Below are 14,574 nucleotides of genomic sequence, written 5' to 3' on the forward strand. Positions count from 1 at the left end.
GCCCACCCGGACATCGCGGTCCCGCTCACGCACCGTACGCGAGTGCGCGGAGCCCGGCGGCGGCGAGGGGGCCGGGCGCCTCGCCGACGGCGTCGAAGCCGTCGCCGCGGGTCAGACCCTGGAGGTGGCGGGCGTGAATGCCCTCCGCGATGACCGCGATCTTGAAGTATCCCAGTGCCAGGTAGAAGTCCAGGCGGTCCAGGTCGCGCCCGCTCGCCTCCGCGTAGCGGCCCGCGAGTTCGGCCTTGGTGGGCAGACGCTCGCTCGTCGAGGCCGCGGCACCGGCCAGCACGGGGGCGAAGGCCGGATCGGTGTACACCAGGTGCAGACCGAGGTCGGCGAGAGGATCCCCGAGTGTCGCCATCTCCCAGTCCACCAGGGCCCGCACCTCCGACGGGTCGTGCGGGGCGAGGATGGCGTTGTCGATGCGGAAGTCGCCGTGCACGATCGACGCCCCGGCCTCGGGTGGGCAGGCAGCGGCGAGCCGTGCGTGCAAGGTGTCGATGTCGGGCAGGTCGCGGGTGCGGACCCGGGTCCACTGGTCGTACCAGCGCTGGATCTGCCGGGACAGGTAGCCCTCGGGACGGCCGAACCCCGTGAGCCCGACGGCGCGGGGGTCGACGGCGTGCAGGCCGGCGAGGACGTCGACCAGGGCGTGGGCGCAGGCGGTGATCTGCCGGTCCGTCAGTGCGTGAAGCTGCTCGGGGGTGCGGATGACCGTGCCCCCCACGTACTCGACCAGGGAGAACGGCACCCCCATGAGGGCCGCGTCGCCGCAGGCGACCGCACGGGGAACCGGAACGCCGCTGCCGGCGAGCGCGGAGATCACCCGGAACTCGCGCCCCATGTCGTGCGCGGAGGGGGTGAGGCCGCCCAGGGGCGGGCGGCGCAGGACCCAGATGGCGTGGCCGTCCGTGAGCCGGTAGGTGAGGTTGGAGCGACCTCCCAGGATCAAGGAGGCCGTGAGGTTGCCGCGAAAGCCGGGGACATGGTCATGGAAGAAGCAGTTGAGCGCCGCCATGTCGAGGCCGTCCACGGTGCTCCGCGCTGCGGCGCTCATGCCGCATCGCCCCTCCCGCCCTGACTGCCGGCCCCGGTCTCGTAGCGACGTACGACCCGGCGGGCGATGGCCCAGCGGTGTGTCTCGGAGGGACCGTCGTAGATACGGAACGGCCGCACTTCCCGCAGGAAGCGTCCGAGCAGCGCGTCCTCGGACACCCCGAGGGAACCGCAGATCTGCAGCGATCGGTCGACCACACGCCATATGGCCTCGGCACTGAACGTCTTGGCGATGGAGGTCGACTGCGCGGCCGAGCCGCCCTGGTCGAGTTCCCAGCACGCCCGCAGGATCAGACCGCGTGTGGCGGCGATGTCGATCTCGTTGTCGGCGATCATCTGCTGGACCATGCCGAGATCGGCCAGCCGCGAACCGAAGAGTTCCCGCTCCGCGGCACGGGCCACCGCGATGTCCTGCGCGTGGCGGGCGATCCCCAGCCAGCGCATGCAGTGCGTCATCCGGGCCGGGCCCAGCCGGACCTGGGCATACCGGAAGCCCTCGTCCACCGCTCCCAGGACGGCGTCCTTGGACACGAAGCAGTCGTCGAAGAGCAGCTCGATGTGACCGCCGAAGAGGCTCTCGTCGAGGGTCTCGATGTGCCGGACGGTCTTCATCCCCGGGTTGTCGGAGTCGACGAGGAACATCGTCGCGCCGCCGCGGTCGCCCGGTGCGCCGGAGGTCCGCGCCATGACGATCGCGAAACCTGCGCCGTCGGCACCGGTGATGAACCACTTGCGGCCGTCGATGCGCCAGCCGCCGGGGACGCGTTCGGCGCGCGTCGTCAGCGCGTTCGGGTCGGATCCGGCGCCGGGGGCCGGCTCGGTCATCGCGAAGCACGACCGGATTTCCCCGGCGGCGAGCGGCCGCAGATACCGCTGGCGCTGCTCGGCGGTCGCGACGGCCTCCAGCAGGTGCATATTGCCCTCGTCGGGGGCGGCGATGTTCAGCGCCAGCGGGCCGAGCAGCGAGTAGCCCGCTTCTTCGAACACCGCCGCTCTGCCACGCATGTCCAGTCCGTGACCGCCGAGTTCGGCGGCGACGTGGGGCGCGAAGACCCCGGCCTCCTTCGCCGCGCGCTGGAGTTCCAGCCGTATCGGCTCGGTGTGGACGACGCCCTTGTGTTGTTTCTCCAGGGGCAGCACGGTCTCGCGAATGAAGCGTGCCGTGCGCTGAGCGAGGTCTGCGACGCCGGGGTCGGGCGAAAAATCGACAGTCATGAATACCTCAGTGGCTTACGAGTGTTGTGTCGTGCAAGGGGTGCCGGGAGACGGTCCTGGGGCGGCACGGCCCGACGTTCGCCGTGCCGCCCCGGGCGGCCGATAGCCTTCGGCCTCACCGGATCAGCACATCCTGATGGCCGATCAGAGGCCGTTCGGGAACTCGCGGTACCAGTCGGCCGGCGTGAGCGCGTAGAACGCGGACGTCCCGGCCTCACCCTCGTAGATGACCTCGGCCCCCCTCGGAATGGTCACCACGTCGCCGGGGCGCGCTTCGACCACCTCGTCGCCGAAGGTGAGCCTGAGGGTCCCGGTGACAACACAGAGGATCTCCTCGTACGGCAGCTTCCAGGGCGCAGTCGCCCCACCCTTGTCGAAGCGGGCGAACCCGCCGCCGAGCTGGGACAGACCCTTGCGCTCCGTACGCATCTCGACGGTCATCGGACCGTTCTCGACGACGTACTTCTCGACGCGCGGCGCGAGCTGGGGCTTCAGTTCTTCACTCATCTCATTCTCCTTGCTGTGCGATCCGGTTGCTCACCGCTGTGTGATTCGGTTGCTCACTGCGCGATCCAGCCGCCGTCGACGACCATCGACTGGCCGGTCATGAAGTCGGAGGCCCGGGACGCGAGGAACACGGCCGCACCCACGAAGTCGGTGGTCTGTCCCCAGCGCCCCATCGGCGTCCGCTGGACGATCCAGCGGCTGGACGCCTCGTCGTTGTAGGCGCCGGCGGTCATGTCCGTGACCACGAACCCGGGGCACAGGGCGTTCACCTGGACACCCTTGCGCCCCCACTCCAGGGCGAGGGCCTTCGTCAGGCCGACGAGGGCGTGCTTGGACATGATGTACGCCGTGTTGTCGCGGATGCCGACGCTGCCGAGGATCGAGGCGATGTTGATCACCTTTCCGTGGCCGCCGGAGTTCTGGAGGTGCGGCCCCGCGGCCTGGCAGAGCAGGAACACCGACCGGCTGTTGAGGTCGGTGATCCGCTGCCAGGTCTCGCGGGACGTGTCCTCGATCGGGGAGTCGTGGTCGTCGGCGGCGTTGTTGACGAGGACGTCGATCCCGCCGAGGTCCTCCGCGACCGAACCGACGGTCGCGGTGATGGACGTGGGGTCGGACAGATCCGTGGGATAGACGAAGGCGTTGCCGCCGGCGGCTTCGACGAGAGCCTTCGTCTTCTTCAGTCCGTCCTCGCTCCGCGCGACGCACGCGACCGTGGCGCCGAACGAGGCGAATCCGACGGCCAGTTGTTGTCCGAGGCCCTTGGACGCTCCGGTCACAAGGATCCGCCGACCCGTGAGGTCGAACATTCCGGTGCCGATCTCGTCGGGCTGCAGGGCGTTGCTGACTGGCATGGGTCTCGCTCCTTCTCGTGGGGGATTGGTGGTCAGGTGCGTGCGAAGGACTGCGCGCCGGATTCGGCATCGGCGCCCAGCTCCGCTTCGATCGCGGCCCCGATCTCCAGATCGATCGTGGCCTCGAAGCTCGCCTGGAGGCCGCGGTTGACCAGGTTCTTGGCGGCGCCGACCGCCCAGGCGGACTGTTCGCCGAGCACCTGGATGGCACCGTTCACAGCGATCTCCAGGCCGGCTTCGGGAACCGCCTCCGTCACCAGTCCCCACGACGCGGCCTCTGCTCCGCTGAGGGGCCGTCCCATCAGCAGGAGGGACTTGGCACGTACCGGACCGACCGTCCTGGGCAGCAGGTTGGTGAAACCGTTGGTGACGACTCGCCCGACCGATGCCTCGGTGAACTGGAAGACACACTCCTCGGCGACGATCACGATGTCCCCGCTGAGCGCGATCTCCGCCCCTCCGCCGATCGCGTAGCCGTGCACCTGCGTGATGATCGGCACCCTGCACTCACGCATCGCGTGTGCCACGCGCTGCATCCGCTGGGCCACGGCTCGGGCGCTGACGGTGTTGAGGGGTCCCTGAGCGGCGGCGTGCTTGAGGTCGTGTCCGCTGCAGAAGGCACGTCCGGCACCGCGGATGATGACGGCGACGGTGTCCTGCTCGACCGTCCGAAGCTGCTCGACGAGCCCGTCGAGCATGTCGTCGCTGAGCGCGTTGAGCCGCTCCGGCCGGTTCAGCGTGAGGGTCAGCACTCCCTCGGCGCTCTCCGCTATCAGGTCACGTGCGGTCATGTGGTGGCTCCTGTCTTGAGGTGATCGACGAGGCGGGTGCCCCAGATCGAGTCGATGAGGCGGGCGGCGTTCGTGCGCGTGTACTTGTCGTACGACTCTTCGCCCAGCTGGAGGTGGTCGAGTTCGGCGATCAGGCGCTCGTGCCGGATCATGGGCCAGTCGCTGGCCAGGAGGACCTGGTCGGCGATCATGGTGTTCATCCAGTGGGCGACCGGCTCCCAGCCGCCCTTCGGTCCGACCATCCGCTTCGGGGCCACGGCCCCGAAGTCGGCGTAGACGTTGCGGTGTTTCCACAGCACGGCCAGCGTCTCCGTGACCCACGGCCAGCCCCCGTGGTTCGCGACGATCACCAGTCCCGGGTAGGCGCACGCGATCTCGCACAGCGCCGCCGGATGCCCGAACGAGATCGGTCCGGTCTCACTGAAGTTGATGCCGCTGTGCACCGTGACGGGATGCCCGTTCTCCTGGCAGTACTTCAACAGTGGTGCCGCGGCGGGATCGTTCGCGGCCACCTTGAGGAAGCCGGGCTGGAAGTTCCAGCCGCGGAGACCCAGATCGTCATGGGCGTGCTTCAGGATCGCGAGCGCGTCGGGAAGCCGGGGGTCGGTGGTGGCGATGCCGGCCACCAGACGATCGGGGTGCGTGGTGACGGCGCGGTGGACCTGTTCGTTGACGGCGACGGGGTCGCCTTCTTCCCACTCCGCCTGCATGACGCCGATGACGTCGTGCTTCTCCATTTCGTGGATCAGGTGGGGCAGGGACCGACCGCCCGTGAACTCGTTTCCGTAGACACGGGTGTAGCCCTCGCTGTCCGTGCCCTCGAGGTCGACGCTCGTCGCGTCGTCCGCGGGGCGGATTCGGAAGTCGACATAGCGTGCGGTCATTGCTGATCGGCTCCTTGCCTGGTTTCGGCACCGATCTGCTTGCGCAGTTCGAACTTCTGGATCTTTCCGGTGGGCGTGAGGGGGAACTCGGTGACAAAGCGCACGTGGTCGGGCACCAGGAACTTCGGCGCGCGCTCGGCCACGTGCGCTCTGATCTCGTCCGCCGTGACCCGGTGTCCGGGAGCGGTCTGGACGAATGCCACGACCTCCTGCTCGGAGAAATCGGAGGCGACACCGACCACGGCACACTCCAAAACCGCGGGGTGGGAACGAATTTCGCGCTCCACCTCGAAGGACGAGATGTTCTCGCCGCGCTTGCGCAGCGCGTCCTTGGTCCTGTCGACGAAATGGAGGTTTCCCCGGGCGTCCTGCCTGAGGACGTCGCCGGTGTGCAGCCAGCCGTCCCGCAGAGCGGCCCGGGTGGCTTCCTCGTTGTCGTGGTAGCGACGCAGGACCAGGCCGTCCTCGTCGGTGGCGAGGAGCATTTCTCCGGGCGCGCCCGGCCGGACGTCGTGCCCCTGGTCGTCGACGAGCCGGATCCGGTATCCGGGGCGCAGCCTCCCGAGGCCGGTCCGCAGACTCGCGTCCCAGGACGAAGCGATGGGGACGTTCGCCTCGGTCGACCCGAAGCAGGTGGTGACGCGGACGTCGAAGCGCGAGCGGAACTCGTCGACACCTTCGATCAGCGGCACCATCAGAACACGGTCGAGCGGGTTCTCCGCGTCGCCGGGCCGCACCGGCTGGTTGAGCACGAACTGGGCCATGGCACCGAGCAGGAACGTCGCGGTGACACCGTGCGCCCGGACGTCGCTCCAGAAGGAGCTGATGCTGAAGCGCCTGACCAGGACGGTGCACGCGCCCCGTTGCAGGGCGCTGTAGACGACCCCCCACCGGCCGGCGATGTGGAAGAGCGGCAGGGGAGCGTAATAGACGTCCCCGGGAGCGAGATCGAGCAGGTCGGCCACCGCGGAGGCGTACTCGTAGGCGTGACGTTCGGCGATGACCGCGCCCTTGGACAGCCCCGTGGTCCCGGACGTGTACATCACCGCCGTATCGGCCAGTTCGTCCCGGCGGACCGCTTCAAGGCGGCCGGCGGTGGCCGGCAGCGGGCGTCCCGTGGCGCCCGTCTCGACGTCATGCGCATCGACCACCAGGATCGCTGCCAGCACCTCGCTGCCGGCCGCGGCGAGCCGGTCCGTGTACTGCGACTCGGTGATGACCGTACGGGCGCCGGAGTCGCGCACGATGTGTGCGAGCGTCTCGCCGATGTAGGCCGTGTTCACGGGGACTTCCACGAAGCCGCCCAGTGCGAGCGCGAGCCAGGTGATGACCGACTGCTCGGAGTTGCCGAGCATCACCAGGACCGGTTCGCCTGCGGGGAGTCCCTGCTCCTGCAGCACACCCAGGCGGCCGAGCGCGGCGTTCCCGAGTTCCGAGAAGGTGAGGGTCGAGCCTTCGAAGACGAGTGCCGGCGCGTCCGGCCAGGCCGCCACGGCGTGGTCGAGGACTGCGTGGATCGTCCTGTGTATTGCGCTTTCCAAAAGGGGGCCTCACTTACCTGTACCGGCGATGACCGGATGGATCGCGCTCTGCCTCGCGTGAACGGCGGGGGCTAGAGCTCGACTGCGAGATCGAATGCCGCATGCACAGCTCCCTCGATGCGATGCGGGTGGAGAACGTCGCCGACCGCACGGACGTCGAGCGACGCGGGCAGGTCCTCGAAGAGTTCGACGCGTGGTTCGGTCCAGGTGTGCACGACGTGGTCCGCGGCGATCGTGAGGTCCTGGCGAGCCCGCTCGACCGGCCGGCCCTGCGCGTCCACGTCGCGGTACGTCATCGTGGCGAGTCCTCCGACTCCACAGTGGAGAACACCCTCCGCGACGTCGTACGCGCGGACCTGCGTCGAGCAACGGATCACGACGCCGGCGGCTGTCAGCCTCGTCAGGAAGTCGTGGCGGACCTCTGGTTCGACCAGCTCCCCGGGCCCGGGGCGTGTGGTCAGCAACTGGACGTCGCACCCACGGGCCGCGGCCGCGAGCGCAGCCGACATCCCCGAGGTGCGATCGGACTCGTCGACGACCACGACCCTGCCGGAGAGCTTCGGCCGGCCCGCGACCACGTCCGCCGCGGCGAGGAGTCGCCGGTCGTCCCGTGGTGCCCACTGCGGCAACGTCTCGGACGCACCCGTGGCCAGGACCACGACGTCCGGTTCCAGGGCGACGACGTCCGAGGCCTCGGCGGTCCTGCGCAACCGCACGTCGACGCCGAGCCGGCGCACCTCGTTGCCCAGCCAGTCCACCGCGTCGACCAGTCCGTCACGTCCGTCCGTCTTGGCGGCGACACGTACGACCCCGCCCAGCTCCGGACGCTCGTCGAACAGGGTCACCCGATGCCCCCGCAAGGCGCTGACGCGTGCGGTCTCGAGACCGGCCGGGCCACCGCCGACGACGACCACGTGGCGGCTCGTCGGCGCCGGAGTGGTCTCCAGGTCGCGCACCAGGCGCTCCCGCCCCGTCACCGGGTTGTAGACGCACTTCACGTTGCGGTGTCGCTCCAGCTCTCCCAGACACATCTGGATGCATCCGATGCACGGACGGATCTCGTCGGTCCGTCCTGCCCTCACCTTGTTGACCAGGTGGGGATCGGCGATGTGCGCACGCGTCATCCCGACGAAGTCCGCGTCGCCGTCCTCGATGGCCTGAGCCGCCATCGACGGATCGGTGATCCGGCCGACCGCGCACACCGGCACGTCCACCCGCTCCCGCACCTTCCGCGCGTAGTGCAGGTAGCAGCCGCGCGGGGCGGCCATGGTGGGAACGACGGAGCCGTCGAAGTTCGCCGAGACGTTGATCGCGTCGACCAGTCCCGTCTCGGCGATGCGCTGGTCGATCTCCAGCCAGGCTTCCTGGCCGAGCGAACCGGGCACCTCGTCGGCCCCGTTGACCCGGACCACGAGGATCGCGTCCCCGATCGCCTCGCGCACCGTTTCGAGGACCTGCCGGCAGAACCGGAACCTCCGCTCGTCGTCACCGCCGTACTCGTCCTCCCGCTGATTCGTCAACGGGGAGAGGAACTGGTTGATCAGCAGGCCGTGGCCGGCCGAGATCTCGACGCCGTCCATGCCGCCGCGAACGGACCTCTCTGCGGCCTCGGCGAAGGCGTCGACGATCGTCCGCACGTCCGAGCGGCTCATGGAGTACGGCACGCTTCCCCACGAGTGGTGGGAGACCTGCGAGGGTGCCCACGCCGGCCCGGTCTCACCGTCCGTGCGGGCTCCCATGTGCCCGAGTTGAGTCAGGATGAGCCCGCCGTAGTCGTGGACGGCGGTGCTCAGCTGCTCGTAGCGCGGCACGATCCGGTCGTCGAAGTTGCGGTAGATCCCGTAGGGCGTGGGCGAGCTCGGGTGCACCGCGGCCAGCCCCATCGTGACCATGGCGGCCCCACCCCGAGCACGCTCTGCGAGGTAGGCGACGTCGTCGGCGTTGGGCAGGCCCTCGGAGTCGATGTTGTGCGTCGCGTGCGCGGTGACGACGACCCGGTTGCGCAGCGTTCGATCGCCGAGCGCCAGGGGCTCCAGGAGCGCGGCGAGGCTGCCCCCGACAGTGGTTTTACGGATGCTCACTTGATCTCCATGGTTGAGGGGACCTGTCACCGGGCCGGGCGACGGTGCGGGTCGGTGCGTTCTCACACGTCGCCGCACCTCGCCGGCCACGGAACCCTCGGAAGCGCTGAAGTCCGGCGCGTCAGTAGGTGATGACGGTCCGGCCGCCGTCGCCCTTGCCCATCGCGGCGAAGGACTCGTTGATGTCGTGGATCGACACGGTGCGGCCGACCAGCCGGTCCAGGTCGAGCTTGCCCTGCATGTACAGGTCCACCAGGCGCGGGAAGTCCACTGCGGGGTGGCAGCTTCCGTAGTTGCTGCCGATCAGCGACTTCTCGCGGTCCGACATGACCATGGGGTCGATCTCGATCGTCACGCCCTCGGCCGCCTGCCCCACCACCACGGCGGTGCCGCCCGGCCGGATGAGCTCGTAGGCGGTCTCGATGGTCGGCTTCAGGCCGATCGCCTCGAAGGCCCAGTCGACGCCGGCCTCACCGACGAGTTCGCGGACAGCCTCGGCGAGGTCGGTCTGCCGGGGGTTGATCACTGCCGTGGCGCCCAGCGACCGGGCGCGCTCCAGCGAACCCTCGTTGACGTCCACGGCGATGATCTGACCGGCCGAGACCAGGGTGGCGCCCATGATGACCGAGAGGCCGACGCCGCCGCAGCCGATGACGAGCACCGTGTCGCCCGGCTGGACACCCGCGGTGTTGATGACGGCGCCGACACCGGTGGCCACGGCGCAGCCGACCAGCGCCGCCTTGTCCAGCGGCGCGTCCTTGCGAACGGGGATGGCACTGGACTCCCGGACGACCACGTGGTCGGCGAACGCGCCTGTGGCGAGATAGCTGGGCACAGCCTGGCCGTCCCGGGACAGACGCGAGGTGCCGTCGAACATGACGTTCTGGTACGCGGTCTCCACGACCTTCGGACACAGCGCCGGCCGACCGGAGTTGCAGTACGTGCAGACACCGCAGTACGGCACCCACGACAGCACGACGTGGTCACCGACGGCCACATTGGTCACACCCGGACCCACCTTCTCGACGACCCCGGCGCCTTCGTGGCCGAGCACCACCGGGCCCTCGGACGACCACTCGCCCTTGACCACGTGGTAGTCGCTGTGACAGAGGCCGCTGGCGGCCAGCTTGACGAGGACCTCGCCCTCCTTCGGGTCCTCGAGGTCGAGTTCCTCGACCGTCATCGGCTTCCCGACGGATTCGAACACTGCGGCGGTGACCTTCATGGCACGTCCTTTCGTGAGAAACAGGGTGAGAGGTGGCCGGGCGGTGAGCGGCCGGGACCGGGTCAGTCGCGGGCAGCGCCCATGGCCAACATCACGTGCTTGGTGCGGGTGTAGTCGTCGAGCGCGTAGGTGCCGTTGTCCCGGCCGTAGCCGGAGTGGCCGAAGCCCACCCAGGGCATCTCGGTGGCCACCGCGAGGTGGGAATTCGCCCAGACGGTGCCGAAGTCGAGCTGCTCGACGACGCGCAGCATGCGCCCCGGGTCGGCGGTCCACACGGAAGCGGCGAGCCCGTACACGACGTCGTTGGCCTTGGCGATCGCCTCCGACTCGGTGGTGAACCTCTCCACGGAGACGACCGGGCCGAACACCTCTTCCCGGGCCATCTCGGAGCCCGCGGCGACATCGGTGATGACGGTCGGCGAGTAGTAGTACCCGGCGCGGTCCGGGACCTGGCCACCGGTGAGGACCTTGGCACCGTCGCGCCGGGCCCGGTCGACCATGGCGGCGATGCGGTCGCGCTGCGCGGCGCTGATCACCGGCCCGAGCTCGATGGACTCCCCTTCGGCGGGGTCACCGATCGTCAGGGCCTCCGCCGCGCGGACCAGCTTCGCGACGAACTCGTCGTGGACGTCCTCGTGACAGATGACCCGGGTGGCCGCGCCGCACTCCTGGCCGGCGTTGACGTAGCCCGCCACCGCCAGGGTCTCCACCGCGGAGTCGAGGTCGGCGTCGTCGAATATGACGACCGGGGCCTTGCCGCCCAGCTCCAGGTGGACGCGCTTGACCGTGGCGGCCGCGGCTTCCGCGACGCTCTGGCCGGAGCGAACGCTTCCGGTGAGCGCCATCATGTCGATGCCGGGGTGGTGGCTCATGGCATCGCCGACGATCGACCCGGTGCCCAGGACGACGTTGAGCACGCCGGCAGGGAGGATGTCGGCGGCCAGCTCCATCAGGACGAGGGTGGTCAGAGGCGTCAGCTGGGAAGGCTTCAGCACCATCGTGTTGCCTGCCGCCAGGACGGGGGCGATCTTCCAGGCGGCCATCATCAGCGGGTAGTTCCACGGGGTGATGGCGCCGACGACGCCGACCGGTTCACGCCGGACGTACGAGAGGTGTCCCTCGGCGTACTGCCCGGCCGCCGGGGCCTGCGCCGTGCGGGCCGCGCCGGCCATGAAGCGCAGTGAGTCCGAGACGACCGGGATCTCGTCGCTCGCGGCGGCCAGTGGCTTGCCGCCGTTGATCGCTTCGATCGCGGCGAGCAGATCGACGTTGGCGTCGACCACGTCGGCCAGCGCGTGGAGCACCTCCGCGCGGTCCGCGGGCGTACGGCCGGCCCAGCCGGGCAGGGCCCGTCGCGCCGCGGCCACCGCCGCGTCGACGTGCGCGGGAGTGCCGCTGGGGATGGTGCCCAGTGACGCCTCATTGGCCGGGTTGATCAGTGCGATGGTGCCGGCATCGCCGCCGGCCGCGGTGAACGCGCCGTCGATGAAGTGTGCCCTCGGCACCCGCGCGATGCGGCCCGCGGCTTCGGTCAGAGTGTCCTTGGTGATCATGGTGTCCGACTCCTAGCTGTCGACAGATGCGGTTTCGGTAGGGGCGGTCGGTACGGAGCTCCGAGCGGCATCGCCGCCTGCGGCGACTTCGAGTGCGTCGCCGGAGGGGGCGGTCGAGCCTCGCCAGGGGCGCGCCACGGCCATGTAGAGCGCACCGCTGACCAGGACCACGCCGAGGCCGATCAGAACGCTCCAGCGGTCGACGAAGGCCAGCGAGGCGTCACCGGGCCGAATCAGGACGAGCATCGCGGAGACACCGAAGAGCAGCGCGGCGATGTTGACGGCCAGACCGGCACGTCCGAGGCTCCACGGGCCGCCGGGCCGCCAGCCCTTGAGCCGCATCCGCAGGGCGGCGAGGACGACCATCTGGAAGCACAGGTAGATGCCGCACACCGCGAAGGCGGTGACCCGGGGGAGGCTGTCGGGTTGCGCGAGCACCCAGACGCAGAGGACGGTCGGGGCCGCGCACGACACCACCATGGCGGCGCGTGGGGAGCCTTGCTCGGTCAGCGTCGACAGCTTCCTGCTGCCGGGCAGCATGCCGTCCCGGGCGAAGGCGAAGACCAGCCGGCTCAGTGCGGCCTCCAGCGACAGCGCGCACGAGATGAATGCGGTCAGCGCCACCACCAGGAAGATCTTGGTGCCCACCGGTCCGACGGTGTCCTGCAGGACCGCCGAGACGGGATCCGCGACCTCGCCGTTGACGATGGCCGGCAGGTTCGGGGCCGCCAGGATGAAGCCGATGAACGCCAGACCCGCCGAGAACAGCCCGGTCACGACGGTCAGGATCATCGCCTTCGGAATGGCACGACCCGGGTTCTTCACCTCTTCCGCGACGTCCCCGCAGGCTTCGAACCCGTAGAAGAGGAACAGCCCGGTGAGCGCGGCCAGGAGGAACGTCTCGTAGTACGGTGCGTCGCCGCCGGCGCCCATCGCGTCGAAGAAGACGCCGAACGAATTGCGGCGTTCGAAGATCAGCAGGTAGAGGCCGCAGAAGACCACACCCACGATCTCCGCGTAGAAGCCGATGCGGACGACGGTACCGAGTGTCCGGGTGCCGCTGAGGTTGAACACCATCGCAAGGAGCAGCAGACCGACGGCTATCAGGAAGGTCTGGACGGGGGTGGGCGCGAAGCCGAAGAGGCTGCCGACGAACGGGACGGCGTAGTGGACCAACGCTGTGATCGTGACGATCAGCGCGCACAGGTAGATCCACGCGGCGAACCAGGCGTAGCGCGGTCCCCACAGGCGACGGGCCCAGGGATAGATGCCTCCGGTGATCGGATACTGGGAGACGATCTCTCCGAACACGAGGGCCACGAGCAGCTGGCCGGCGGCGACGATGGGCAGCCACCAGATCGACGGCGGTCCGGCCGTGGTCAACCCCAGCGGCATCAGGGCGGCCACAGCGCCCAGCGGCGACAGGTAGGTGAAGCCCAGGGACAGTGTCTCCACGACGCCCATGGAGCGGGTGAACTGCCCTGATTCAACGGCACGTTCAGACGTACCGGGCGATGACGTGGAAGGGGTCACCAGAGGGTCTCCTCAGCATGTTCGGTGGCCGGTTCGGCCGTACGGCGGTCGGTGCGGTAGGTCGCCATCGGCACCGGGATTCGGCTTGTGTATCGGTCGGGCATGGCCGTGAAGGCCGGGGTGCCGGTCGCGGTCAGCCTGACTTCGCGTTCCACTCGTGGTCTGCCGACAGGCTCGACGGAAGCCCGAGCAGCGCCTGCGCCGCCTGTCGTCCGATGGCCGGCGCCAGCTGGATCCCGGAGGCTCCCGCGCCGACCGCGTTGATGACGTTCTCGCGCGCCGGATGGCGACCGACCACGGGCAGTCCGTCGCGGGTCATCGCGCAGACGCCGGACCAGGTTCTGCCGACGGTCGCTTCGTCGGCGCCCTTCACACGCTGCGAGAGGAGTTCGACGACCAGCATCATGTCGTCCTCGTCGAGCGGCTTGGGGCGCAGACTGGGCGTCGCTTCCCTGAGGTTGCCGTCCTCGCTGTGCAGACCGGCGATGAGTTGGGCGGCGCCCTCCTGGCGGAAGTACACCCCCGGCACGCCCGATCCCGGGATGTAGTCCATGACGAAGGGCAGCGAACGGATGGGCCATTCCTTCAAGTTCGCCACGACGACGCCGTACAGCTGGTTCGACACCGCTACCGGGGCGTCGAGGAGAGCGGCGATGTCCGGTGCCCACGGCCCCGCCGCGTTCACGACCCAGTTCGCGACCAGTCGATGGGTGGTCGTCACCAGGATCCATTCGCCCGAGGCGGCCCGGTCGGCTGCGACAAGAGGCGACGTGGAGAGGACGCGCACGCCTGCGGCTCGTAGCCGCTCGGTCATCCTCGCGCAGAACTCGTATGCGTCGATGTATCCGTCGGAGCGGCCGATGAGGCCACCGACAAGGTCATCGCCCGTCATCAGGTCCGGCCACGAGGAGGCGATCCGGTCCCGGTCCAGGATCTCGGCGTCGACGATCCCGAACTCCTGCTGGAGCGCGCGCGACGCATGGAAGCCGGCCATGTCACGTTCGGTCCGCGCGAGGCGGAGATATCCCGAGCGGGTGAAGGTAAGACCTGTCTCCTCGCTGAAGGCATCGAAGAACCGGCGGCCGTACGCCCTGACCTCGATTGCGTCGGCGGTCGAGAACTGCGTCTCCACCATTCCGACGGAGAGACCCGACGTACCCTCGCCCGGGTGGGCCATGTCCAGCACCGTGATCTCGAGCGGCGAGGGAGCGAGTTCCACGAGGTGCCATGCGGTGCTCAGGCCCAGGACCCCTGCACCGACGATGACGACTTTCTGGGAGACCGGCATTACGCGCCCTCGCGAACTGCCGTAAGTGCATGACGGTAAATCA

Annotated in this window: 12 protein-coding genes; all 12 read right to left on the reverse strand. The window is 69.3% G+C overall.

Features of this window, described 5'->3' with window-relative positions; translation table 11 throughout:
• Positions 1–25: 25 nt before the first annotated feature.
• A complete protein-coding gene (locus ACF07V_RS30805; RefSeq protein ID WP_392158966.1) occupies positions 26–1,060 on the reverse strand; it encodes a phosphotransferase family protein in 1,035 nt (344 codons plus the stop codon).
• On the reverse strand, positions 1,057–2,274 hold the full coding sequence (locus tag ACF07V_RS30810) for an acyl-CoA dehydrogenase family protein (RefSeq protein ID WP_392158967.1): 1,218 nt from the start codon (positions 2,272–2,274) through the stop codon (positions 1,057–1,059). The genes ACF07V_RS30805 and ACF07V_RS30810 overlap by 4 nt, the downstream gene beginning before the upstream one ends.
• A gap of 144 nt (positions 2,275–2,418) precedes the next feature.
• On the reverse strand, positions 2,419–2,781 hold the full coding sequence (locus tag ACF07V_RS30815; RefSeq protein ID WP_392158968.1) for a cupin domain-containing protein: 363 nt from the start codon (positions 2,779–2,781) through the stop codon (positions 2,419–2,421).
• A gap of 53 nt (positions 2,782–2,834) precedes the next feature.
• On the reverse strand, positions 2,835–3,635 hold the full coding sequence (locus ACF07V_RS30820) for an SDR family NAD(P)-dependent oxidoreductase (RefSeq protein WP_392158969.1): 801 nt from the start codon (positions 3,633–3,635) through the stop codon (positions 2,835–2,837).
• A 32-nt stretch (positions 3,636–3,667) separates the two neighbouring features.
• Positions 3,668–4,426, reverse strand: coding sequence for an enoyl-CoA hydratase/isomerase family protein (locus ACF07V_RS30825; protein ID WP_392158970.1), 759 nt, complete (start codon positions 4,424–4,426; stop codon positions 3,668–3,670).
• Positions 4,423–5,310 carry an amidohydrolase family protein gene (locus ACF07V_RS30830; protein WP_392158971.1) on the reverse strand — a complete coding sequence of 296 codons (888 nt, stop codon included), beginning with the start codon at positions 5,308–5,310 and terminating at the stop codon, positions 4,423–4,425. The genes ACF07V_RS30825 and ACF07V_RS30830 overlap by 4 nt, the downstream gene beginning before the upstream one ends.
• Positions 5,307–6,851 carry a class I adenylate-forming enzyme family protein gene (locus tag ACF07V_RS30835; RefSeq protein ID WP_392158972.1) on the reverse strand — a complete coding sequence of 515 codons (1,545 nt, stop codon included), beginning with the start codon at positions 6,849–6,851 and terminating at the stop codon, positions 5,307–5,309. The genes ACF07V_RS30830 and ACF07V_RS30835 overlap by 4 nt, the downstream gene beginning before the upstream one ends.
• 71 nt (positions 6,852–6,922) lie before the next feature.
• The gene (locus ACF07V_RS30840; protein ID WP_392158973.1) at positions 6,923–8,932 is read right to left on the reverse strand and encodes an FAD-dependent oxidoreductase; all 2,010 of its coding nucleotides are present in this window, start codon (positions 8,930–8,932) and stop codon (positions 6,923–6,925) included.
• Between the two features lie 121 nt (positions 8,933–9,053).
• Positions 9,054–10,157: a Zn-dependent alcohol dehydrogenase gene (locus ACF07V_RS30845; RefSeq protein ID WP_392158974.1), complete on the reverse strand. Its 1,104-nt coding sequence runs from the start codon at positions 10,155–10,157 to the stop codon at positions 9,054–9,056.
• A gap of 62 nt (positions 10,158–10,219) precedes the next feature.
• Positions 10,220–11,710, reverse strand: a complete 1,491-nt coding sequence (locus tag ACF07V_RS30850) for an aminobutyraldehyde dehydrogenase (RefSeq protein ID WP_392158975.1) — start codon at positions 11,708–11,710, stop codon at positions 10,220–10,222.
• A gap of 12 nt (positions 11,711–11,722) precedes the next feature.
• Positions 11,723–13,165: an APC family permease gene (locus tag ACF07V_RS30855; RefSeq protein ID WP_392158976.1), complete on the reverse strand. Its 1,443-nt coding sequence runs from the start codon at positions 13,163–13,165 to the stop codon at positions 11,723–11,725.
• 211 nt (positions 13,166–13,376) lie between these two features.
• A complete protein-coding gene (locus tag ACF07V_RS30860) occupies positions 13,377–14,531 on the reverse strand; it encodes an NAD(P)/FAD-dependent oxidoreductase (protein ID WP_392158977.1) in 1,155 nt (384 codons plus the stop codon).
• Between the last annotated feature and the right edge of the window lie 43 nt (positions 14,532–14,574).

The organism is Streptomyces sp. NPDC015661 (assembly GCF_043077765.1).
Lineage (GTDB): Bacteria > Actinomycetota > Actinomycetes > Streptomycetales > Streptomycetaceae > Streptomyces.